Below are 21036 nucleotides of genomic sequence, written 5' to 3' on the forward strand. Positions count from 1 at the left end.
TTTTTAAATTGCGCAAAACTGGTTTTAGTATATTTATCAAAACCTTTTTAATCACTCGTTGCTAAAATAATTTTATGCTACTGACAAAATCACAAATAGATCAACATAATGACGCCTTGCTGCAACAGCATCAGCGGGGACTGGAATATGTATCCGGCAACGTTCCGGATGCTGCTGCTATTATAAATAAACTGGCCGCTTTCCAGGTAGCGATCCCTTCCTGGGCCCTGGGAAACGGCGGCACGCGCTTTGGCCGCTTTGCCGGAAAAGGAGAGCCGTCCACGCTGGAGCAAAAACTGGAGGATGTAGGCTTATTACATCAGCTTAACCGGTCCAGCGGAGCCATCTCCCTGCATATTCCCTGGGATATTCCAAAAAATGTGAGTGCCTTAAAGCAACTGGCGACACAGTTGGATCTGAAATTTGATGCGATGAATTCCAATACCTTCCAGGATCAGCCGGATCAGCAACACAGTTACAAATACGGCTCGCTGCAGCATGTTGATAAAGCGGTGCGTCAGCAGGCGATCGATCACAACATCGAAGTAATTAAATATGGGCAGGAACTGGGATCACAATCGCTGACCGTTTGGTTGGCCGACGGATCCTGTTTCCCCGGGCAATTGAATTTCCGCGGTGCTTTTAATAATACGCTGGAAAGCCTGGGCGAGATCTACAACGCCTTACCTGACGACTGGAAAGTATTTGTGGAGTATAAGGCTTTTGAACCTAATTTTTATTCAACTACGGTTGGCGACTGGGGACAGTCTTATTTATATGCAAGTAAACTGGGCGCGAAAGCCTATACCCTGGTAGACCTGGGGCATCATCTGCCCAATGCCAATATTGAGCAGATCGTGGCGCTGTTATTGAACGAGAAAAAACTCGGGGGCTTTCATTTTAACGACAGCAAATACGGTGATGATGATCTTACGGTAGGAAGTATCAAACCCTATCAGTTGTTTCTTATTTTTAAAGAACTGGTGGAAGGGATGGATGCCCGCGGAATGGATCATACAAAAGACCTGGGCTGGATGATTGATGCCAGTCATAACGTTAAGGATTCCCTGGAAGATTTATTACAAAGTGTAGAGGCAATTAATATTGCCTATGCACAGGCCTTATTGGTAGATAACACGAAACTGTTGGCCGCGCAGCAAAATAATGATGTGGCGCAGGCCCAGGAAATTTTGCAGGACGCCTATCGTACTGATGTGCGTCCACTGGTTGCCGAGGCAAGGCTGAAAGCCGGGGCAGCACTGGATCCTATAGGATTGTTCCGCCAGTTAAAAGTGCGCGACCAGTTGGTAAAAGAGCGTGGTGCAAACACAGTTGCAACCGGATTGTAGTTTTGTCCTGTTTTACATTTACTATTCGATATTTTAAATTTCATCTTCCGTGTCTGCAATTCCCGGGATAGCTGTTTTTGATATAGGGAAAACCAATAAAAAGTTTTTCTTCTTCGATGAGGATTACCAGATCGTGGAAGAGACCTCTCAGGCTTTTGACGAAACGGTTGATGAGGACGGTTTTCCCTGTGATGATATCCGCCGGCTGACCGAATGGATGAAAGATACGCTGGATGTCAAATTAAAAGATCCTCGATTCCTGGTAAAGGCGATCAATTTCTCTACCTACGGTGCCAGTTTTGTTCATTTAAATGGATCCGGCGCAGTTCTTACTCCTTTATACAACTATTTGAAACCTTTTCCAAAAGAACTGGCAGCCAATTTTTATCCGAAGTATGGAGGGGCAGAATTGTTTGCGACAGAGACGGCTTCACCGGTTTTGGGTAACCTGAATTCGGGGTTGCAGCTCTACCGGATAAAGGAACAACAGCCGGAGTTATTTGACCAGATAAAGACCTCACTGCATCTGCCGCAGTACATGGGCTATTTGGTTCATGGCGAATTGTTTTCGGATATTACGAGTATTGGCTGTCATACGGCGCTTTGGAATTTTAATAATAACCACTATCACCGCTGGGTGGCAGCAGAAGGCATTGGCCGGAAGCTGGCTCCGGTTTTCTCGTCAAAAGATACGATTACCGCAACCGTTAATGGCGTACAATTGAGGTGTGGCGTGGGTTTGCACGATAGTTCCGCTGCGTTCATCCCTTATATGCAGGTGATCAAAGAATCCTTTATTTTATTGTCGACCGGTACCTGGTGCATTTCCATGAACCCGTTTAACCGGCATTCCCTAACGGCGAGGGAATTGGCACAGGACTGTTTGGCTTATCTTACTTATAACGGAAGCGCTGTAAAGTCGTCAAGATTGTTTTCGGGGAACGAGCATGAGCAGGAGGTGAAAAAGCTGGCGGAACATTTTAATGTTGCGCCCCGCTATTTTCATAGTATCCCATATGACCCGCAGTTGGTGGATGGCAACCCGGATGATGCGATCGTTGAGGTTTTTCAGTTTTCAGGATCGGGGACGGCTGAAAAAGCTTACCATGATCTAATGCTGCACCTGATTAAAAAACAAAAACGATCCACACAATTGGTGTTGGAGGATGCCCCGGTAAAACAGCTATATGTGGATGGAGGCTTTGCGCGTAATGCTATCTTTATGAACCTGCTGGCGAAAGCCTTCCCGCAACTGGAAGTGTACGCAGCTTCTGTGTCTCAGGCCACTGCTGTGGGAGCGGCACTTGCTATTCATTCCTCCTGGAATGCGAAAGATAAGATCGATCATTTGGTGGAAGTGAAACGGTACCGGGCTGGGGCTTGATACTGGATTCTGGATACGCGTTGCATCGAGTATCCAGTGACTAGCAACCAGCATCCGTTATCAATGGGGCAACCGTTCCCTTAACAGTCCGTACACCCAGGTTCCGGCAATAGCGCTTAGTAAAGTAACGCTTACAACAGTAGCCCCGGTGCCGATCTGGGCAAATAAGGGGCCGGGGCAGGCGCCGGTTAGGGCCCATCCCGCACCAAAGATCAGACCGCCGATGATCTGTCCCTTATCGAATTTTTTAGAAGGTATTTTGATGGGCTCGCCAGAGAGGGTTTTAATATTAAAACGTTTAATCAGCGCTACCGATATAGCTCCGACCAGCACGGCACTGCCGATGACGCCATACATATGGAACGATTGCAAACGAAACATTTCCTGGATGCGAAACCAACTGATCACCTCTGCCTTGGTCAGTACGATGCCAAAAATAATACCTGCCACCAGGAATTTAATATTGGCACCCCATTGCACCGATGTTTCGGGACTATCTGATTCGATAAATTCATCTTGTGTATCTGTTGTATGCTTCATTTTTTCTTTGATTATTGTGTTTTGTTTTCGAACGGTATGCTACGCGCTGTGGAAAGCTACAGCGGCACTGAAGCACAGCTATTTTTCAGTGTCTCTGTGCTTCAGTGGCAAGGGCTATAACGAAAGCACCCAGGGTAACACAAGATTGGCCACCACAAAGCCTCCGGCCATGAAACAGATCGTAGCTATTAAAGAGGGGATCTGAAGGTTAGAAAGGCCCATGATGGAATGCCCGCTGGTACAGCCACCGGCGTACCGGGTACCAAAGCCCACCAGAAACCCTCCAACAACCGTTAGGATGAATCCCCGGGGAGTGAGCAGTGCCGGCCAATTGATAAGGTCTTTGGGGACAAGACTGCTATAATCGTGTACGCCATATTTAGCCAGGTCGGTAGCCAACTGTGGCGCTACTTTTACCGGTTCCGGCCCGGTAAGGAAATGTGCTGTCAACGCACCACCAGCCAGGACCCCGAGCACAAAAAACAGGTTCCATATTTCTTTCTTCCAGTTGTACCTGAAAAAAGAAATATTGGAAGGAACACATGCGGCACAGATATGTCTTAAGGACGAGCTGATGCCCAACGCTTTGTTGTCCAGGAGCAGGAGCGCAGGCACCATAAGCCCTATGAGCGGCCCGGCTATATACCAGGGCCAGGGTTGTTGTAAAAGAGCGGTCATTATAATTGTTTGAGCTACTAAGCTATTAAATTATTTTCTGATGCATTCAATAAATAATTCATTGCCGGTGCGCTGCGGGATACTATTATAACAGACCTCCAAATGCTGTATTTTAAAACCAGGTTGAAACAATTGCCGGTATTCCTGCGCTGTTCCGCCAAAGGGTGGCCCGGGATTGGGGAATTCATTCGCAAATAACAATCCTGCCAGGATCCCCCCGGGATTTAAAAGGGCATGCATCTTTTCTACATACTTTTTTCTTAGCGACGGATCCAATGCGCAGAAGAATGTTTGCTCCAGGATGATCTCATAATGTCCGTTATGTTCAAAAAAATCAGCGCATACGCAATTGATCGTGTTGGTAAACTTTACGGCAAGACGCTCTACGGCAACAGGGGAAATGTCTACCAGCGTAATATGGTGAAACCCCAGTTCCAGAAGCATTTCCGCTTCGTAGGCATTTCCACAGCCGGGAATAAGGATAGCTGCGTCCCTGTTCCGGGTTTCCATGTATGCCCTGATCGCAGGGGCCGCATACCCAATATCCCAGCGGGTTTCATTGTTTTGCCAGCGACTATCCCAGTATTCTTTGTTAAGTGCAGGTGCGGAAGTGCTCATGTTTCAGCTATTTTGATAAACAAGATAGCAACAAAAAATAAAATACTATGCGGGTAGCAGGGAACATTTATCGGGCTGATGCTGATAGTAAACTAGCTTTTCCCCACGGCTATCCAGAAGGTATCGGCGTGTGTATCGGCGGGTGTGTTTGCATGTAATTGTTGCAAGGTGTCGCCAATGCCGGCCAGTTGTGTTGCTGTTAATGTTTCTTCCAGGTGGGGGAAAAGAACGCGTTCTTCAAAGCGGATGTGCGCGTCTGTAAGATCGGCTAATGATAACAGTGCGGGGGCGTCTGCGTCCCCTTCTGTAATTTCCCGGATGCGCCCGGCTATTTCCCGGTGCTCATTGATCGCCCTTTGGCACAAGGGGTCGGCACTGGCAACAAAAAGGATGGTTTCCTCCTCCTGGAAATGAGGCTGCAAATGCGTTTCATAAAAATAACGGATGTACGCTAGAATCCGCTCAGCGGCAATATTCAATGCGATCCCCTGCCGTATCTTCCAGCAAAATAACAGTCCGTGATGATGGTCGCGCGATAGCGCTACCAGGTGGATATTTCTTTTCATATTTTTTATACGCTCACAGATTGCGCAGATTTACACAGATTTTGGAAACTTTCTGAGACAATCCGTGAAATTTCCTGTAAGCAAATTTTTCAGTGGCTTACGGAAATGATATCAACTCTTTTTGGTCTCACCGATACCATATATTTTAAAAAAACTTCTGCGATAATCCGTGAACCCTTTGTTGCTTTGAAAGCGATCGCTGCGAGAAATTTTTAAATCTTCTTCAGGAAAGTGATGCTTCTATTGTGATCGCTTTTGGAAAAAGAATGTTGTTTTCCAGGTGAATATGCAGGTGGAGGTCTTCCTGGAACTCCTTCAATGCCTGGTAGGCCGCCTTATAGGTATTGCAGCCATCATCCGGAACGGTATAACGATTTGTGAGCGATTCTATGGTACCAAAACGATCTCCTTCTATGCTATGCTCCTGCAGCATGGCGTGGATCGGATGCTCGACCGAGTCGAAAGGGCCCGAAGGTTTCCTGGTTCCGGATAATTGTGCAGTCACCAGTTTTTTTATGAAAGGAAATAACATTAATTCTTCCTTCTTCATATGCATCGTCAACTCCCCGGCGCATTCATAAAAGAGTTCCTTTACGCCCAATAGTTCCGGGTGTTTTGCGCCGTGCACATTCGCTATCTTATGGAGCAGGCCCTGTAGTACCGGTATTTGGGCGGATACATACCGGTGATGTTTTTTTTCGATATAATCGGCCAGGAGGTCCACCGGCCAGGCATTGTAGTCCAGGGAAGCTTTGACGCTATTGTCGATTTCATTTAATGCGGTTAACACTTTATTGATGTCGACGGCCGCAACGGTGCAGGCCTCCTCCAGGCTGCGATCGCCGTTACAACAAAAGTCCAGTCCAAACTTTTCAAATACACTTCCGCTGCGCAGATCTTCGGCAACAATTTTTCCGATGTTATCTTCTTTTGAAATATTCATGATTTTGATTTTATTTTTTACAAATGAGCAGGTTCGCGTTCATATGCCTGTTGTATTTTTTAAAGACAGCGCGCATTTGCATGACCCGGTGCAGATTCCGTGATGTGATCCTCCTCCGTTATATTCAGGGTTGCTGTCAGTGTCTGCGTAAGCTTTCTTCTTCCGGAGCGCAATACTCTTTTTCCCATCTTTGCCAGTCCCCGGTGCCCGGAAACTTTAGAAATATTGTTTGTATTCATATCAGGAATGTATTTGTTTGAATAATGAAATTCCAAAGGCCGAAAGGCTGATCACTTTTATGACTTCCGCGGCGACAAAATAAAAATGGAGGTTAGAAGAGGGCGCGGGGATGTCCTGTAGCAGCAGGTTGGCCCGTGCATCCAACGCCGGCAGGAGCCAGATGGTTTGCAGTAAAAGAATGATAAAGGGCAAAACAAAAAGCAGATGGCTCCTGCTCCCTACCGCAGCACCGTCTACTATCAAATGCAACCCGATGGCGATGGCAAATACCCATTCTGCTTTATTCAGCGCGCCAAATACGAGCTTGCCGATGCCTAATCCTACGGGCACCGTTACACCCGGGGCTTTGAACTTTAGCCAGGCTTCCATAAAGCTGATGGCACATACAAACCCGACCCAGAGAAAGACCAGTATAACGATAAGCGGATATTTGACAGTGATCATTGTAATATACTGTTACTTTTAAAAAAGATGAGGAACCTACACCAGCGGCGTAGTGGCGCTGCCGCGGTAATATTCTATTTTTGACAGGAACATGGCGGCCATTTTATTACTGCGCCATTTGGCTTCGTCTGCTATATCCCCGCTAAAGAACTCATCGATAGTTTCGTGCCATAGCCGTAGCCAAATGGTAAAATGCTCCTGATCTATGGGAAGCCGGGCGTGCGGTGGAAAAGGGCTGCCGAAATAAGTGTGTGTTTCCAGCAATACCGTTTGCCAGAACCGGTACATTTTTTCCAGGTGCTCCGGCCAACGGTCTTTAATAACCCCATCAAAAATGGGACCTATCAATTCGTTGACTCTTACTTTTGCGTAAAAATTATCTACCAACTGGCGGATATCTTCTATTGTGGTAATGTCTTTTTTCTCTTTCATAATTAAAGGGATCAGGTCATTGAAAAATACCTTGCCAGGTAAAACAGCGCCCAGCCGGTAAAGCTGATGATGAGGATCCAGACCCAGGAGGGAATGCTTTGCGGGGTTTCACTGCCTTCTATTAAAAAGGATTTCTGATCGCCCTTGCCATAAGCATTTACCATTAAGGGAATGATCCCATCAACAATGGCATTTTCTCTAATGCCCTCAACAGCAATAGCGGGGCCATTGCGAACGATGAAGGGGATCTTCCGGATGCCTTCTTTCCCCGTGGGGTCCTTGCTTACAATTTTTAATACATGCTCGCCATCGGTCAGTTTGCGGGTGTCCAGCTCAAAACTTACGGGCGTTGCTACGGCTGCTATGGGCTGCAGTTCCTCATCAATAAAAATGTAAACCGTACTTTTTTCTTGCATCTTATGGATTATTTAAAATGGATCTTTTAATATGGTTGCCGGATTGCTCACCGGGGCGGATCAGCCATTTTATGGAAAGGAACAGCGTAGCCAGTACTATGACAACGGCTGTCCATACAATCAGGTAATCCCACCGGCTATTGGGGCCGGCGCCATGCGTGATCCCTTTCAGCACCCGGGGCTGATTGCGCTCGCATACCGCACAGGCAATAGCAGCCATGTGCAGCAAGAGGAGCAGGAGTAAGGATGTTATTTTTCTTTTCATTGTTGTGGTACTTTGGATTTTACCAGGTCTATAATTTTTTTTATTTCTTCGGGGGTTACTTTTTTAGCATTGTTTCCCCAACTGGTGCGCTCATGGTTTATGATGGCGGCTACTTCGTTCTCTGTAAAGTTCATATTCTTTCCTACAGAGGGCATAACGCCATAACCCGGCAGTCCGTCATAGCCGTTCATAATGATGCCTACATATTTCTCCAGGTCATCACCCAATACCGTCTGGCTGCCTTTAAGTGGTGGAAAGGCTCCGGGAAGTCCTTCTCCGTTTTCCTGGTGGCAAGCCTGGCAATTAGCGGCAAACAAGGCTTTCCCATCCAGCTCCGGCGCAGCAGCGGCACCGCCCGCAGCAGCTTTTTTTTCTGATTTATATAAGAACGCGGGAGCGACACTACCCTCAGGAAGCGGTGTTTGTTTTAAAGACTGTAAATAGGCAATGAGGTAAAGCGCATCTTTGGTTGCTATGATTTTTCCATCAATTCCTTTGGTGAAAGCTGCGGGTACATTCACTACCACCTCATTTTTTGCCGGTTCTTTTTTGACCGTAAACAGCCAGGGGTAAGCGGGCATCACGGATTCTTTTACAACCGCCCTGGGATTATACAGGTGTACCAGATTCCAGTCCTTGCTGGGCTGGCGGTTACCCACATCGGTAAGGTCGGGGCCGGTACGTTCGGTGCCCATCAGGGTTGCCGTGTTGCGCCAGAAATCCGTACGGTGAATGGCAGCATAGTCTGCTGCCATGCTGGGCCGTTTTCCCCAAACTTTGTCCATATCCACATTCCGCACCTGTTGGGTATGACAGGCCACGCAGCCGTTTGATATAAAGAGTGCCTTTCCTTTTTTGGCGTCCGCACTCAGGGCAATCGCGTTGGGTAACGGTGCATTGTTTTGCTGATTGTTGATCGCCGGTATTACTGCAACCAGAATGGTCAGGCCTATAAAAAACAGGGCCGCGGTTCCAAAAAGTTTTTTATGATTATTAAAGAAATCCATTGTAACGATTGATGAAGATTAAGCGATTGGTTTCAAAATAGTGGGATTGTCCTTGTCGAGCTTATCAACAGCCGCTTCATTTACGTCCACTATATAATTCGGGGAAAGCATCTTATACATATTGTAGGCGAAGAACAGGTGCGATAACCACATCAGGCTGCCGCCGATCGCCCGCCACAGCCAATAAGGTGCCATCAGTACAACGCCGTCGATAAAAGGCTTCCCTTCCTTCCATAGCAATCCTTTTAAAGTACTGCCATACATCAAAGGAATCGTATAAAACAGCATCCCGATCAGCGCCATCCAGAAATGGGCCCCAATGGTTATTTGCGGTGCTTCCTTACCGGTAAGCCGGGGTATCACTGCATAGATAGCCGCCCACAGGAAAAAGCAAATAATGCCATACATGGTCAGGTGCGAGTGCGCTACGGTAAAATCGGTAAAGTGCCAGATCAGGTTGGTTTCACGAAAGGCTTCTGCCGTTCCCTGCATGGAACCGGTGAAATAAAATATGATGCCCACCAGGAAGAAAGGAAGGGTATAACTGTCCTTTATCTTATACATGGAGCCTTTAAACGTCATCAGGAAATTGGTAGTGCCCGCAATAACCGGTATTGCCATGCCTGCGCTGCCTACAATGGCAATGGTTTGCAGCCACCAGGGAATGGCGCTGAATACAAAATGGTGGGTACCGATCAGTGTATAAAATAAGATCTGCGTCCAGAAGGCGAGGATTCCCAGGCTGTAGGAATAGATGGGCTTATTCAGTTGTTGCGGCAGAAAATAATACACGATGCCCAATGTGAACAGCATAAACCACATACCTACCCCTTGGTGCATGTAGTAACCCTGCGCTATTGTTTCACCCAACCCGTTCTGCCAGTAAGGGATGTAGGCAACCAATGCAATAACAATGGTGAAAATAATGGAGGAAACAATGTACCAGTTGGAGATATAGATCTCTTTGGTGGTGCGCCGGGCGATCGTATTCAGGAAATTGATCAGCGTTGCTACCAGCCCTATCGCAAATAACAGCATCACCGGCCAGATGTATTCGCGGTATTCACCGCCGCCGTTATTAATACCCGCCATCAGGCAGATCGTGCCCAGTATTACGGAGGCATTGATCAGGTACAGGGTGTACCAGCCCCATTTCATGCTGGCTAACTTTGTGTTGCATACCCGCGGCACAATATAGTAGGCCAGTCCAATCATCCCCAGCGATGCCCAGCCCCAAAAAACCGAGTTAGTATGCACCGGCCGCAGCCTGCCGAAGCTCAGCCAACTGATATGATCCGCATCGGGAGCCACGAATTTAATACCAATATATTCGCCAACCGTGGTGCCAAACAATAACCAGAAAGTAGCACAGCCCAGGTACCAGAGCACCAGCTTTGATAATTCCGGATCAATATTGGGACGCTGCTGCGCTTTTTTCTTAACGGCCACTATCGGCAGCCCGGGCGCACCGTTTATTTGCAACAATCCTTTTTTGTCCTCGGCCAATTGATCACCGGAAAGTTCCTGGTGCGACAGCCGGTAATCCAAAGCTTTTTGTCTTTTGGTGAGCGCCGCCGCTTCGTCTTCCGGCAAATTGCTGAGGTAGTTTGCCAGTTGATCCGCTTTTTCTGTATTCAGTTTGTTTTGAAGCTGGGTGAACACTTTCTTTAACTTTACGATCAGCAACAGAACGGCCAGCAGGATGGGAACCAGCAGCAGTACAATGGTGATGATAATACCCGCCTGACTTAATAAAGGCCCGGGCGCGCCTCCCTGTTCCTGGGCCAATAGTTTCGACGATGGCAAAAGCATTCCTGCTAGCAACAGGCTTAACGCCGCTTTTTTTGAACGCCGGCCCCGCAATACCTTTTTTATTTGCGGACTATTCAAACTGCCGGCATGTTCCTTTAAAAAAGAAGGATTTTCTTTTTTTGTTTCCCGGAAATTGTTCCGGATCCTGCGCGCCTTCGACAGCAAAATCAATGCAACCAACAGCAGGAGGAATGCCAGAATGAACAGGAAGTACAGCGGGCCATACCCCGAATCGAATGAAAAAGAATAAGGGGTCATTGTTTGTGCCTGCAAAACCGTGGCGCCCGCAAAAAGGGCGCTGATAATAGCAATTGTTTTTTTTAAAATGCCTGAAATATACATATATGAGATATTAATACCTTTTTGTCCTTTATTTATCCAAAAAAACTATTTCCGCTTAAGGAAGGTTATATTTTTTTCCAGTTCCTCGCTAAACGTGCCTACTTTGGCTTTCTCCAAAAGGGTGATCAATTTTTTCCTGACTTCTTTATATTCATGATGAATAGGACAGGGACGCAGCTCTGAGCATTGCTTAAGCCCCAGTCCGCAACCGGAAAAGATCTTGTCTCCGTCTACCGCCTTTACGATATCTGCCAAAGAATGTTTTCTGCAGGAGTCATCGAGGTAAAATCCACCGGAAGGCCCTTTTTGTGATTGCACCAGGCCCTGTTTGCCAAGGTTTTGGAGGATCTTGGCCACGAAATATTCAGGAGAATCGATCCCCCTGGCAATATCTTTAATGCCTACTTTATCCCCATTTTCTGATTTATGGGCGATGAATAAAATAGCTCTTATCGCGTACTCACAAGTTTTTGAAAACATTTACTTCTTTTACGGCACAAAGATAAATGGGAATTTAATAAAAGACAAAAATATCTTTTATTTTATAAAAAGGAATGCACCGGATTCATGGTGGCTAATGAATAGCGCTAAGCTTCAGTTGTTTAATTAATAATGCGTTTTCCGATTGAATGCGGATGTTCCGGAGGGGCTCCCTTGGGAAGAAGATACTGGTCATTACCGTAAGCCCGTTATCTGCAAAAAGCTCTGCTGAGGCTACATCAACCGCCAATTTCAGGTTAACAGACCGGCTGGTGGAAAGACGGGGTGCCACATGTTTTCCGGCAAATACCTGGCTGAAATCCGTGGCGCCCGCATGGGTCCGGTCAATAAAATATCGGTTGGCTTTTTTATCAAACCCTATTTCCAGTTTATCGCCTTTGGTGTTGGATAATTCAATGGTGAAATCAACCGGAGGCAATCCTCCCAGGTCCAATTGGAAAGTGCCCTTAGCCACTTGCGCCAGGTCCAGGTTATTCTTAATCATTACGTTTGACAGTTGTTGGATGGGCTGGAGGGTTTTCTCAAATTCTTTTACCGGTAAAGAAGTTATGCGGTACTGATCCTTTATCTTTTTTATTGAGAGCTCCCTGGGCAGGGTCATGGCGCTGCGCCAGTTTTTGGTAGGAACGCTGTTGGCATATTGCCAGTTGCTCATCCAGCCTAAAAATATTTTCCGGTCGCTCGTACCAGACCAGGTAATGCCGGCATATTCATCGGGCCCATAATCCAGCCATTTAATGTGGGTGTCGTCGGGGGTAAAGTGGTGCCCGTCAAAGCTACCGGTGAAGTACTGCGTAGCGGAGCCCCCGTTCGGCCCGCCCGGGTTAAGGTTTACGATCAATACCCATACTTCCTCCCCATTATCTTTCAATGGGAAAAGATCGGGGCATTCCCAAACCCCGCCATGCGCGCCAAGATTTTTGCCAAACCGGCTTTCTTCTTTCCAATGCTTCAGATCCGGCGAAGCATAAAAAGTGATATGATCCAATGTGGCCAATGTCAGGATCCATTTTTTACCGGGTTGGTACCAAAATACTTTGGGGTCGCGGTAATCGCGGATACCTGGGTTTAGCAGTATCGGGTTGTCCTTATATTTGGTCCAAGAGCTCCCTGCATCCAAACTATAAGCAATGCTTTGATTCTGGAATTTATCGGAGCCGGTTTTTTCAAGCGCTGTATTGTGATTGGTATAAATAGCTACCATCGCGTTTTTCCCGAACCCTGCAGTATTAGCGCTATCCACAACGGCGCTGCCGGAAAAAATAGTGCCCAATGAATCGGGGTATAGTGCAATGGGAAGTTCCTTCCACCGCACCAGGTCTTTGCTCACTGCATGGCCCCAGTGCATTGGCCCCCACACGGTACTATCCGGATTATGCTGGAAAAACAGGTGGTAGCTGCCGTTGAAATATACCATCCCGTTAGGGTCATTCATCCACCCCTTGTGCGGGGTGAAATGAAACTGAGGGCGGTACGCTTCCGTGTGGGCAGGCAATTCCTGCGCATTTGGCAGCAAAGGCAGGAATAGCAATGCTGCAATAACAGGCCTCAGACTTTTAAAGAAAGCGCGCTTGTTCATAACGCTGATAAATTTGCGCAAAACAGGGTTGAAAAAAAGCGATCGTTTTACAAAAACTAAGATAAAATAAAATTACAACAGACTTCAGCCTTGCCTCAATTAGTTTTTTGGGCCATGGCTATTCACTTCAGGAAAAAATTACACAGGTTGTACAATAAAAGGCTGCAAAACAGGAAAAAGCGGGTGGTTGATATTTGGCATGATTCTTTTGCCTGTAATAATAGATTTTCTTCCGGAGCTTTTTGTAAGTCAATTTTTAACCAATAAATCATTTAGCATGAGAAATTTATTATGGCTGATAGCCGTTATATGCATCATTGTATGGGTTTTAGGATTGATTGGGATTGGAGGAGGCATGGGGCTGGGCCACTTAATACATATACTGCTGGTGCTGGCAATTATTATTGTATTGTACAATATCATTTCCGGGCGTAAGCCGGTTGATTAGTTACCTGCTGCCCTTTAGCTGTTCAGCTATTGAAAAGCGCTTAAAAAAATCAATAGACTGCCTTTTTAATCCGGGAACCAGTAAAATTCAGTTTTTCTACAAAAGTTCTTTTTACTTTGTGCAAAACAATACTTTATGAACGGTTATTTCAAAACCGTCCTTTTTATCGTTTTGCTGATTCCCCTGGCTTCGCAGGCCCAGGACGCGAAAACACTGGGGTATTACCTGGAAACTGCAACGGTCAATAGCCCGGTGTTGCATGATTACCAAAACCAGCGGGATGCGGTGCGTATTGATAGTTTAAAGTTCCGGGCAGATTATGGAGTGAAGGTAAACGGGCAGGGTGATGCGCTATATGCGCCGGTATTCAGAGGCTGGGGATATGATGCCGCCATCTCTAACGGGCAAAGCGTTGATTTGCTGATCCGCGCCAGTCGCGATTTTTTAAGCCGGAAAAACAAGGACACCCGGTTGGCCGGTTATTCGCTCAGCATTGACCAACTGCAAAACCAAAGTAGCATTACCCGGCTCACCCTGGAGCGCGCCATTACCGAGCAATATATTATTACTTATGGCAGCCAACGGCAATACGAAGTGGTGGAGGAAGTGCTTCGCTTATTGAACGAAGAAGATATTATTTTAAAGAAGCTGACGCAAAACGCCGTATTTAAACAAACAGACTATTTAAGCTTTAAAGTAACCCTGCAGCAAAATCTGCTTTCCCTGCAACAGCACAAAACGGACTGGCGTAATGATTATGCTGTATTAAATTATTTGTCGGGGGTGGTAGATACTTCATTGCAAAAACTGGCGCCCCCGGATATACCGGACACCGTACCGCAGGGTTTTGAAGAGAGCATTTACGCCGAAAGCTATCGCACGGACAGTCTTAAACTGGACAATGAGGCGCGGGTCATTCATTATGATTACCGGCCCAAAATTTCCGCTTTTGCCGACGGGGGCTATTCCTCTTCACTGACTACTACGCCGTATAAAAATTTTGGAACCAGCGCCGGTGTTGCCGTTACGCTGCCTATTTACGATGGGCATAAACGTAATCTGTCCTTACGGCAAAACCAACTCTCCATGGAGACCCGTGCTACTTACAATGCGTTTGCAAAAAAGCAGTACCAGCAGCAATTGCAGCAACTGACCGCCCAGATCCAACAATACCGCCAGTTGACCGTTACGGCTACGGAACAAATGAAGTATGCGCAAACGCTTATAGAGGCCAATATGAAGCAACTGCCCACGGGCGATGTACGGGTGGCCGATTTTATTTTGTCGATCAGCAATTATATCAACCTTAAGTCTGGCCTGGTGCAATATGAAACCACTTTGTATAATCTCTATAATCATCTTCATCATTTAATTCTTCAATGAAATGAATTCTTGCCGCTATACGTTCTTTCTTTGTTTGCTTTTGCTGGCACTGGCTGCCTGTCATAATAAGACGGAAGAGCCGGCGGAGGACGCTGCCGTTCGGGATCTTCATATACCGGTAACGGTGGCCCATCCCACCGATACGGTGCATCTTACAGACGCCATTACTTTAAATGCCATTTCCACCTACCTGTTACGGTCCGATGTAAAAGCGAATACCACTGGTTATGTAACAAAAGTGCGCGTCAAACTTTCAGACTTTGTACACCGGGGACAGGCGCTTTTTGGGCTGGAAACAAAAGAAGCACGGGCATTAGGCAATACGATCAATCACCTGGATCCTTCTTTCCGGTTTTCAGGAACTACAACAGTGGTAAGCCCCGCAACGGGATATATTGCCATGCTTAATCACCAGGCGGGCGACTATGTGCAGGATGGCGAGGTGCTGGCAACTGTTACTGATGCCGGTAGTTTTGGGTTTGTAATGAATGTACCTTACGAATACAACCAGTTGGTGCATACCGGCGGTAGTTTCCTGGTCAATCTTCCCGACGGGCGTATGCTTAACGGGCAGGTTGCTAAAATTATGCCTTCGGTTGATTCGCTGACCCAAACACAAAAAGTGCTGATAAAAGTAAAGGAGGGGGGAGGTATTCCGGAAAACCTGATTGCCACGGTAAAGCTGGAACGTAAAAAAGCGGCCGGTATGTATGTGCCCAAACCGGCTGTGCTGACGGATGATGCGCAAACGGCATTTTGGGTAATGAAACTGATCAATGATTCTACCGCGGTAAAAACCGATATTAAAAAAGGAACAGAAAATGATAAATGGGTAGAAGTGCTTTCTGGTGGCATTACGCCGGAGGACCGTATCATTACGGTAGGCAATTATGGAATGGGTGATACCGCAACGATAAAGATCCAAAAAACGGAGCGCTAATGAAACAGTCCTTCTTCCTGAAATATAAGAATCCGCTTATTATTATCGTATTGCTGGTATTAATAGGCGGCGTCTTTTCCTATACCAGGATCAAATCGGCCCTGTTTCCCCAGATAACGTTTCCCAAGATCAAGGTGATCGCCGATGCCGGTCAGCAGCCCATCGACCAGATGACCGTAGCCATTACGCGCCCGCTGGAAACAGCCATTAAGCAGGTGCCGGGGCTGGAGATCATCAAAAGTACCACCAGTCGCGGAAGCTGTGAGATCTCCGCCTTTATGTCCTGGAGCTCGGATATTGATCTGAGCCAGCAACAGGTGCAGGCCCGTATCAGCCAGATACGCAACCAACTGCCGGCGGATGTGAATATTACGGTGGAAAAGATGAACCCCTCTATTTTACCCGTAATGGGGTATGCGCTTACCGCACGATCTATGACGGCTCTTGAATTAAAACAACTGGCGCTTTATACCATCCGGCCTTTTCTTTCGCAGGTGCCGGGGGTGAGTGATATTCGCGTTATTGGTGGCCAGGACAAGGAGTACTGGGTGGTATTGAATCCGGAAATGATGACCCGCCTGAGCCTGACGCCCTCGTTGATCGCACAAAAATTAAGCGAAACCAATTTTATAAAATCAAACGGCTATTCGTCGGATTACCGCTATCTCTATCTTACCGTTACGGATGCGCAATTGTACAATATTGAACAACTCAAAAATATTGTGATCCGGAGCGATGGCAACCGGGTGGTGTATTTTAAGGATATCGCGCAGATCAACCTGCATCCTGCCAAGCAATACATTAAGGTAAACGCGAATGGGACCGAAAGTATCCTGGTTGCGGTGGTGGAGCAACCGGACGCCAATGTGCTGGACGTAAGCAGTGCCATGGAGCAAAAGATCGCCGACCTCAAGAAAACGCTTCCTGCGGATGTGCAACTGAAGCCTTATTACCTGCAGGCCGACTTTGTGAGCGATGCCATCAGAAGCGTTACCGACGCCCTTTGGATCGGGCTATTGCTGGCCATTGTGGTGGCGATCATTTTTCTTCGTTCGCTGAAAGCAAGCCTTGTCATTTTACTGACCATACCCGTTACGTTAAGTCTGACGATGCTGGTGCTTTATGCCATAGGTCAAACCTTTAATATTATGACGCTTGGCGCTATTGCTGCTGCCATAGGGTTAATTATTGACGATGCTATCGTAGTAGCCGAGCAGATCCACCGCACGCACGAAGAACACCCGGAGGAGGGAAGCAATACCCTGGTGCAAAAAGCCATCAATTATTTATTAAAAGCGATGGTAGGCTCTTCCTTAAGCACCATTGTTATTTTTGTGCCCTTTATGCTGATGAGCGGGGTGGCCGGCGCTTATTTTAAAGTGATGACCGACACCATGATCATTACGCTGGTCTGTTCTTTTTTTACCACCTGGCTGCTGCTGCCGGTTATTTATCTTTTTCTTTCGCAATTCATCAAAACCAAACACCTGCAGCCGCATGATGTAAAAGAACGAATATGGGTGGGCTTCTTTATTAAACGCCCGGTGTTCTCCTATGTTTTTATAATAATATTGATTGTTACCGCCGCATTGATCATTCCCAATATCAGCACCGGTTTTTTACCGGAGATGGACGAGGGCAGCATTGTGCTGGATTATAACTCACCACCGGGTACTTCGCTTGAAGAAACGGACCGCGAGTTACGCGAAGTGGAAAAGATCATCAAAGCCAATCCCGATGTAGAAGCCTATAGCCGGCGCACGGGAACGCAGATGGGCTTTTTTATTACCGAGCCCAACAGGGGCGATTATTTGATCCAGCTTAAAAAGAGCAGGAAGAAAACCACTACTGAGGTTACGGATGAATTACGGGGGAAAATAGCCGCAACGGGCCTGCCATTGGTGGTTGACTTTGGACAGGTAATTGGGGATATGCTGGGCGATTTGATGACCAGCGTACAGCCTATTGAAATTAAAATTTTTGGGACTGATCAAAATACTATTCAACAGTATTCAAAACAGGTGGCCGATGTAGTGCGCACCATCAAAGGAACCGCAGATGTATTTGACGGCATCGTCATAGCAGGGCCCTCCATCGAGGTGGTGCCCGATCTGCCGGCATTGGGGCGCTATAATATAACGGCGCAAGATTTTCAGTACCAGGTGCAAACCCTGCTGGAGGGCAATATTGTAGGGAACCTTTTTGACAAAGAACAGTTTACTCCTATCCGGATCTTGTATAGCAATAACAGTAATGCTTCTCTTTACCAGATCCAGAACAGCATGATCGCGTTGCCCAACGGCCAAATGAAACCGCTTAAAGAATTTGCAACCGTGAAAGTGGCGCCGGGCACGGCGGAGATCAACCGGGAAGACCTGCAAACGCTGGGCATTGTTACTGCGCGGCTTGATAATGGCGACCTGGGCGGCACCATAAAAGAAATTCAAAAGCAACTGGACCGGAAAATAAAGCTCCCGGCCGGTTATGCCATTGTATACGCCGGGGCCTATGCAGAGCAGCAACAGTCCTTCCGCGAATTGCTGATTATCCTTATTGTATCGAGCCTGCTGGTATTTGCCGTGATCCTCTTCCTGTTCAGGGATATTAAAGTAGCGTCGCTGATATTATTAATTTCAGTACTGGGCATTTCCGGAAGCTACCTGTTGTTGTATTTGACGGGTATTCCCTTAAATGTGGGAAGCTATACGGGGCTGATCATGATCGTAGGCATTATTGGCGAAAACGCGGTGTTCACCTACCTGCAGTTCCAGGAAAGCATTGCGGAAAAAGGAAAAGAAGGGGCCATCATACATGCCATCAGTACGCGGTTGCGGCCCAAACTGATGACGGCGGTTGGCGCCATCATTGCCCTGATGCCCCTGGCGATGGGGATGGGCACAGGTGCGCAAATGCACCAGCCGCTGGCCATTGCGGTGATCGGAGGGTTTGTTGTAGCGTTACCCTTATTGTTGATTGTATTTCCTACTTTACTAAACCGGATCTATAAGGAAAAATAATTCTTCCGGATGCGCGTTTCCTTACGACGAAAAATCATCCAGCATATCCAGCGTCGGTACAAAAAACAGGCTCCCGGTTTTGGCCGTACTAAAATCCAAAAGCCGGTCGTAGTTGCCTTCAGGCGAACCGATGAACATATTGTTCAGCATTTTTTTTATGGTACTAAAAGTGCTGGCATAGGCAATAAAATAAGTGCCCATTTCATTGGTGGCCATATTGCCAAAGGGCATATTATCCCGGATGATCTTAAAATCGTCGCCCACATTGGCTACTGCTGAATGAGCGTTTTTAGGTTTTACCTCATCCGTCATTTCTATATCATCGCGTTTGGAGCGGCCAAATACTTTTTCCTGCTCTTCCAGGGGCAAGGCTTTAAACGCTTCCAGGTTGTGAATGTATTTTTGAACAAAGAGGTAGCTGCCGCCTTTGTAGGCCGGGTCGGCATCGCCCACCAGGCCAAAGAAGGCCCGCTCTGCACCTTCGGGGTTTTCCGTGCCATCCACAAAGCCCAGTATAGAGCGTCCGTCCCAGTACCGGAAGCCGTGCACTTCTTCTGCACATTCCGCCACGGGCGCTAAAAACTCCGATAGATCAGCCGCCATATCGTAGCAGATACTGCTGTTGTTGCCCCGGAGATGGAAATGCAGGTCGCCCGGGGTGGCCACCGCCACATGTTTTTGGCCGGCAATAGGGGCAAAATTTTCTAATTCTTTGGGAAGCGGACGGGGAAGACTAAGTTGTTGCCAGGCATCATATCCAATGCCCAGTATGCAGCTTACGCCGGCATCAGGAAAGCGGGTATAGGCGGAGTGGTTCAGGTTAATTACCAAAGCGCAGATCCTTTTGAAGGCTGCCGCTGCATCAACCCCTGTTTTAAAATTCCAAACCATAAAAAGCGTGTTGGTACCGGGAGTGCCCAGTACATTTTGTGGTTGTGCGTCCATATCAGTTTTATTCGGTACTATAATTGTTTATCTAAAAAAACTGCGTGAATTTAAGAAAAATTACGAGCTCCCTGCCAAATTTCCGGGCTTCTGTTTCTGCTTTTCAGTGCTTCTGTGGCCATTCTTGCGCCGTTATGAAAACGCCTGTCTGTTTAGGACTATTAATTTATCTTTATAGATGCAGTTGCAGTACAAAAAAATAAACAATGATCGACGACCTCAACCTGGACCAGCTAAGAAAAACAGGCCGCATCGGGTATTATTTTCGTTACCCGTTACATCGGAATAACTTTCATGAGCTCAAGATCGGAGACCGGCTTTACGGCCATTATACGGCAAAGCCCCTATACGGGCGGCTTACACCGGAAGGGCGTGTTGACAAATCAGCCGGTTTTAACGGGGAAGTGGCCGTGCTGTATATACCGTTGGAAGCTAAAAATACCGAAGCAACGGAACTGCTTGTTGCACATACAACTCCAGGAAACCTGCAATTGCCCAACGGTAAACGGAATTGGAAAATCATCAACGAAGTAGCGGCAAAAGCGCTAATTAAAAGGATAATGGGAAACGAGTCCCTGGCTCAGTAGGAATAAGAATTTTCATTCTTTAATATCTGCAACAGTGAAAAGCAGGTAAGTGGCCTGGTGTGACTTGTGCAAGTGGTATGACCCGCACGAGAGCTGTACTGGTCTACGTCCCTTTTGTCTCCCTGTCCTCCGAGAGCCGGCATTTACACTATTTTTAGCTTTTGCAGGAATGAGTATTAAAAATTTTATTCAGTTATTTTCCCTCGAAAAATTCTTCCCAGGAAATATTCAACGCTTCAAGCAATTTAAATAAACTGCTCAGCCGCATATCCTCCGTTCCCCTTTCATATTTTCCATATTGCGCACGGCCAATATTTTTATCATAGGCAAAATGTTCGTAACTGGTATAACCTGCGGCTTCTCTATACGATTTCAATTTTTTTCCAACTTCTGTTAGAAATAAATCAAATGCTTCTCCCGAGGACTTATTCTTTTTCTTAGAAATCATACGGAAAATAAAATAAAATCCATTATTTTAATTACTCTTATATAGAACCACATTAATTAATTCGTACTAATTAATAACATTCGTATATTTGAATAGAATTATTTTTGCGATCACTTCATAAAATATTTGAAGCTTTTCGCTTTGAGTCTTGC

23 protein-coding genes are annotated in these 21036 nt (G+C 46.7%); 7 read left to right on the forward strand and 16 right to left on the reverse strand.

The genetic code is table 11. The features are described from left to right. Positions 1 to 74 precede the first annotated feature (74 nt). The gene (locus tag NIASO_RS19065; protein ID WP_008582563.1) at positions 75 to 1349 is read left to right on the forward strand and encodes a TIM barrel protein; all 1275 of its coding nucleotides are present in this window, start codon (positions 75 to 77) and stop codon (positions 1347 to 1349) included. 49 nt (positions 1350 to 1398) lie between these two features. After that, positions 1399 to 2733: an FGGY-family carbohydrate kinase gene (locus tag NIASO_RS19070; protein ID WP_008582561.1), complete on the forward strand. Its 1335-nt coding sequence runs from the start codon at positions 1399 to 1401 to the stop codon at positions 2731 to 2733. Between the two features lie 60 nt (positions 2734 to 2793). On the opposite strand, the gene NIASO_RS19075 is transcribed toward NIASO_RS19070, so the two are convergent. The 14 genes from NIASO_RS19075 to NIASO_RS19140 all read right to left on the reverse strand — a co-directional run bounded on the left by NIASO_RS19075 (position 2794) and on the right by NIASO_RS19140 (position 13116). Further along, positions 2794 to 3273, reverse strand: a complete 480-nt coding sequence (locus NIASO_RS19075) for a DUF6691 family protein (RefSeq protein ID WP_008582559.1) — start codon at positions 3271 to 3273, stop codon at positions 2794 to 2796. Positions 3274 to 3387: 114 nt separating this feature from the next. Beyond that, complete coding sequence (locus tag NIASO_RS19080; RefSeq protein WP_008582557.1) at positions 3388 to 3951, reverse strand: YeeE/YedE family protein; 564 nt, start codon at positions 3949 to 3951, stop codon at positions 3388 to 3390. Between the two features lie 30 nt (positions 3952 to 3981). Then, positions 3982 to 4569 carry a methyltransferase domain-containing protein gene (locus tag NIASO_RS19085; protein ID WP_008582555.1) on the reverse strand — a complete coding sequence of 196 codons (588 nt, stop codon included), beginning with the start codon at positions 4567 to 4569 and terminating at the stop codon, positions 3982 to 3984. Positions 4570 to 4661: 92 nt separating this feature from the next. Beyond that, positions 4662 to 5135, reverse strand: coding sequence for a hemerythrin domain-containing protein (locus NIASO_RS19090; protein WP_008582553.1), 474 nt, complete (start codon positions 5133 to 5135; stop codon positions 4662 to 4664). Positions 5136 to 5358: 223 nt separating this feature from the next. Further along, a complete protein-coding gene (gene ric, locus NIASO_RS19095) occupies positions 5359 to 6078 on the reverse strand; it encodes an iron-sulfur cluster repair di-iron protein (RefSeq protein WP_008582551.1) in 720 nt (239 codons plus the stop codon). Between the two features lie 59 nt (positions 6079 to 6137). Then, positions 6138 to 6317 (reverse strand): hypothetical protein, encoded by a 180-nt coding sequence (locus NIASO_RS19100; protein ID WP_008582546.1) that lies wholly within the window; start codon positions 6315 to 6317, stop codon positions 6138 to 6140. 1 nt (position 6318) lies between these two features. Then, on the reverse strand, positions 6319 to 6762 hold the full coding sequence (locus NIASO_RS19105; protein WP_008582545.1) for a hypothetical protein: 444 nt from the start codon (positions 6760 to 6762) through the stop codon (positions 6319 to 6321). A gap of 36 nt (positions 6763 to 6798) precedes the next feature. Further along, positions 6799 to 7194: a group III truncated hemoglobin gene (locus tag NIASO_RS19110; RefSeq protein ID WP_008582543.1), complete on the reverse strand. Its 396-nt coding sequence runs from the start codon at positions 7192 to 7194 to the stop codon at positions 6799 to 6801. Between the two features lie 11 nt (positions 7195 to 7205). After that, positions 7206 to 7610 carry a hypothetical protein gene (locus tag NIASO_RS19115; protein WP_008582541.1) on the reverse strand — a complete coding sequence of 135 codons (405 nt, stop codon included), beginning with the start codon at positions 7608 to 7610 and terminating at the stop codon, positions 7206 to 7208. 1 nt (position 7611) lies between these two features. Continuing rightward, positions 7612 to 7875 carry a hypothetical protein gene (locus tag NIASO_RS19120; RefSeq protein ID WP_008582540.1) on the reverse strand — a complete coding sequence of 88 codons (264 nt, stop codon included), beginning with the start codon at positions 7873 to 7875 and terminating at the stop codon, positions 7612 to 7614. Then, on the reverse strand, positions 7872 to 8882 hold the full coding sequence (locus NIASO_RS19125) for a cytochrome c (protein ID WP_008582538.1): 1011 nt from the start codon (positions 8880 to 8882) through the stop codon (positions 7872 to 7874). Before NIASO_RS19125 ends, NIASO_RS19120 begins: the two co-directional genes overlap by 4 nt. Before the next feature lie 18 nt (positions 8883 to 8900). Next, a complete protein-coding gene (locus NIASO_RS19130) occupies positions 8901 to 11036 on the reverse strand; it encodes a cbb3-type cytochrome c oxidase subunit I (protein WP_008582537.1) in 2136 nt (711 codons plus the stop codon). 45 nt (positions 11037 to 11081) lie between these two features. Then, positions 11082 to 11516: an RrF2 family transcriptional regulator gene (locus NIASO_RS19135; RefSeq protein ID WP_008582535.1), complete on the reverse strand. Its 435-nt coding sequence runs from the start codon at positions 11514 to 11516 to the stop codon at positions 11082 to 11084. A gap of 94 nt (positions 11517 to 11610) precedes the next feature. Continuing rightward, positions 11611 to 13116 carry a glycoside hydrolase family 32 protein gene (locus NIASO_RS19140; RefSeq protein WP_008582533.1) on the reverse strand — a complete coding sequence of 502 codons (1506 nt, stop codon included), beginning with the start codon at positions 13114 to 13116 and terminating at the stop codon, positions 11611 to 11613. Positions 13117 to 13393: 277 nt separating this feature from the next. On the opposite strand from NIASO_RS19140, the gene NIASO_RS20270 reads away from it, so the two are divergent. From NIASO_RS20270 to NIASO_RS19160, 4 genes are all read left to right on the forward strand, one after another. Further along, positions 13394 to 13564, forward strand: a complete 171-nt coding sequence (locus NIASO_RS20270; RefSeq protein WP_008582531.1) for a lmo0937 family membrane protein — start codon at positions 13394 to 13396, stop codon at positions 13562 to 13564. 135 nt (positions 13565 to 13699) lie between these two features. After that, complete coding sequence (locus NIASO_RS19150; RefSeq protein ID WP_008582530.1) at positions 13700 to 14947, forward strand: TolC family protein; 1248 nt, start codon at positions 13700 to 13702, stop codon at positions 14945 to 14947. A gap of 1 nt (position 14948) precedes the next feature. After that, positions 14949 to 15887 carry an efflux RND transporter periplasmic adaptor subunit gene (locus NIASO_RS19155; RefSeq protein ID WP_008582528.1) on the forward strand — a complete coding sequence of 313 codons (939 nt, stop codon included), beginning with the start codon at positions 14949 to 14951 and terminating at the stop codon, positions 15885 to 15887. Continuing rightward, positions 15887 to 18904 carry an efflux RND transporter permease subunit gene (locus tag NIASO_RS19160; RefSeq protein WP_008582526.1) on the forward strand — a complete coding sequence of 1006 codons (3018 nt, stop codon included), beginning with the start codon at positions 15887 to 15889 and terminating at the stop codon, positions 18902 to 18904. Before NIASO_RS19155 ends, NIASO_RS19160 begins: the two co-directional genes overlap by 1 nt. Positions 18905 to 18925: 21 nt before the next feature. On the opposite strand, the gene NIASO_RS19165 is transcribed toward NIASO_RS19160, so the two are convergent. Further along, on the reverse strand, positions 18926 to 19849 hold the full coding sequence (locus NIASO_RS19165; RefSeq protein WP_008582524.1) for a Dyp-type peroxidase: 924 nt from the start codon (positions 19847 to 19849) through the stop codon (positions 18926 to 18928). Positions 19850 to 20055: 206 nt separating this feature from the next. On the opposite strand from NIASO_RS19165, the gene NIASO_RS19170 reads away from it, so the two are divergent. Beyond that, positions 20056 to 20436 carry a hypothetical protein gene (locus NIASO_RS19170; protein ID WP_008582522.1) on the forward strand — a complete coding sequence of 127 codons (381 nt, stop codon included), beginning with the start codon at positions 20056 to 20058 and terminating at the stop codon, positions 20434 to 20436. A gap of 193 nt (positions 20437 to 20629) precedes the next feature. On the opposite strand, the gene NIASO_RS19175 is transcribed toward NIASO_RS19170, so the two are convergent. Then, positions 20630 to 20812, reverse strand: a complete 183-nt coding sequence (locus NIASO_RS19175; RefSeq protein WP_211139873.1) for a helix-turn-helix transcriptional regulator — start codon at positions 20810 to 20812, stop codon at positions 20630 to 20632. Positions 20813 to 21036: the final 224 nt, after the last annotated feature.

Origin of the sequence: Niabella soli DSM 19437 (genome assembly GCF_000243115.2) — a bacterium.
Taxonomy (GTDB): Bacteria; Bacteroidota; Bacteroidia; order Chitinophagales; family Chitinophagaceae; genus Niabella; species Niabella soli.

Excerpts from the sequence above, each read along its gene's own strand:
- NIASO_RS19065 (WP_008582563.1), top strand. The coding sequence starts at position 75 with ATGCTACTGACAAAATCACAAATAGATCAACATAATGACGCCTTGCTG.
- NIASO_RS19075 (WP_008582559.1), bottom strand. The coding sequence starts at position 3,273 with ATGAAGCATACAACAGATACACAAGATGAATTTATCGAATCAGATAGT.
- NIASO_RS19080 (WP_008582557.1), bottom strand. The coding sequence starts at position 3,951 with ATGACCGCTCTTTTACAACAACCCTGGCCCTGGTATATAGCCGGGCCG.
- NIASO_RS19085 (WP_008582555.1), bottom strand. The coding sequence starts at position 4,569 with ATGAGCACTTCCGCACCTGCACTTAACAAAGAATACTGGGATAGTCGC.
- NIASO_RS19090 (WP_008582553.1), bottom strand. The coding sequence starts at position 5,135 with ATGAAAAGAAATATCCACCTGGTAGCGCTATCGCGCGACCATCATCAC.
- ric (WP_008582551.1), bottom strand. The coding sequence starts at position 6,078 with ATGAATATTTCAAAAGAAGATAACATCGGAAAAATTGTTGCCGAAGAT.
- NIASO_RS19100 (WP_008582546.1), bottom strand. The coding sequence starts at position 6,317 with ATGAATACAAACAATATTTCTAAAGTTTCCGGGCACCGGGGACTGGCA.
- NIASO_RS19105 (WP_008582545.1), bottom strand. The coding sequence starts at position 6,762 with ATGATCACTGTCAAATATCCGCTTATCGTTATACTGGTCTTTCTCTGG.
- NIASO_RS19110 (WP_008582543.1), bottom strand. The coding sequence starts at position 7,194 with ATGAAAGAGAAAAAAGACATTACCACAATAGAAGATATCCGCCAGTTG.
- NIASO_RS19115 (WP_008582541.1), bottom strand. The coding sequence starts at position 7,610 with ATGCAAGAAAAAAGTACGGTTTACATTTTTATTGATGAGGAACTGCAG.
- NIASO_RS19120 (WP_008582540.1), bottom strand. The coding sequence starts at position 7,875 with ATGAAAAGAAAAATAACATCCTTACTCCTGCTCCTCTTGCTGCACATG.
- NIASO_RS19125 (WP_008582538.1), bottom strand. The coding sequence starts at position 8,882 with ATGGATTTCTTTAATAATCATAAAAAACTTTTTGGAACCGCGGCCCTG.
- NIASO_RS19130 (WP_008582537.1), bottom strand. The coding sequence starts at position 11,036 with ATGTATATTTCAGGCATTTTAAAAAAAACAATTGCTATTATCAGCGCC.
- NIASO_RS19135 (WP_008582535.1), bottom strand. The coding sequence starts at position 11,516 with ATGTTTTCAAAAACTTGTGAGTACGCGATAAGAGCTATTTTATTCATC.
- NIASO_RS19140 (WP_008582533.1), bottom strand. The coding sequence starts at position 13,116 with ATGAACAAGCGCGCTTTCTTTAAAAGTCTGAGGCCTGTTATTGCAGCA.
- NIASO_RS20270 (WP_008582531.1), top strand. The coding sequence starts at position 13,394 with ATGAGAAATTTATTATGGCTGATAGCCGTTATATGCATCATTGTATGG.
- NIASO_RS19150 (WP_008582530.1), top strand. The coding sequence starts at position 13,700 with ATGAACGGTTATTTCAAAACCGTCCTTTTTATCGTTTTGCTGATTCCC.
- NIASO_RS19155 (WP_008582528.1), top strand. The coding sequence starts at position 14,949 with ATGAATTCTTGCCGCTATACGTTCTTTCTTTGTTTGCTTTTGCTGGCA.
- NIASO_RS19160 (WP_008582526.1), top strand. The coding sequence starts at position 15,887 with ATGAAACAGTCCTTCTTCCTGAAATATAAGAATCCGCTTATTATTATC.
- NIASO_RS19165 (WP_008582524.1), bottom strand. The coding sequence starts at position 19,849 with ATGGACGCACAACCACAAAATGTACTGGGCACTCCCGGTACCAACACG.
- NIASO_RS19170 (WP_008582522.1), top strand. The coding sequence starts at position 20,056 with ATGATCGACGACCTCAACCTGGACCAGCTAAGAAAAACAGGCCGCATC.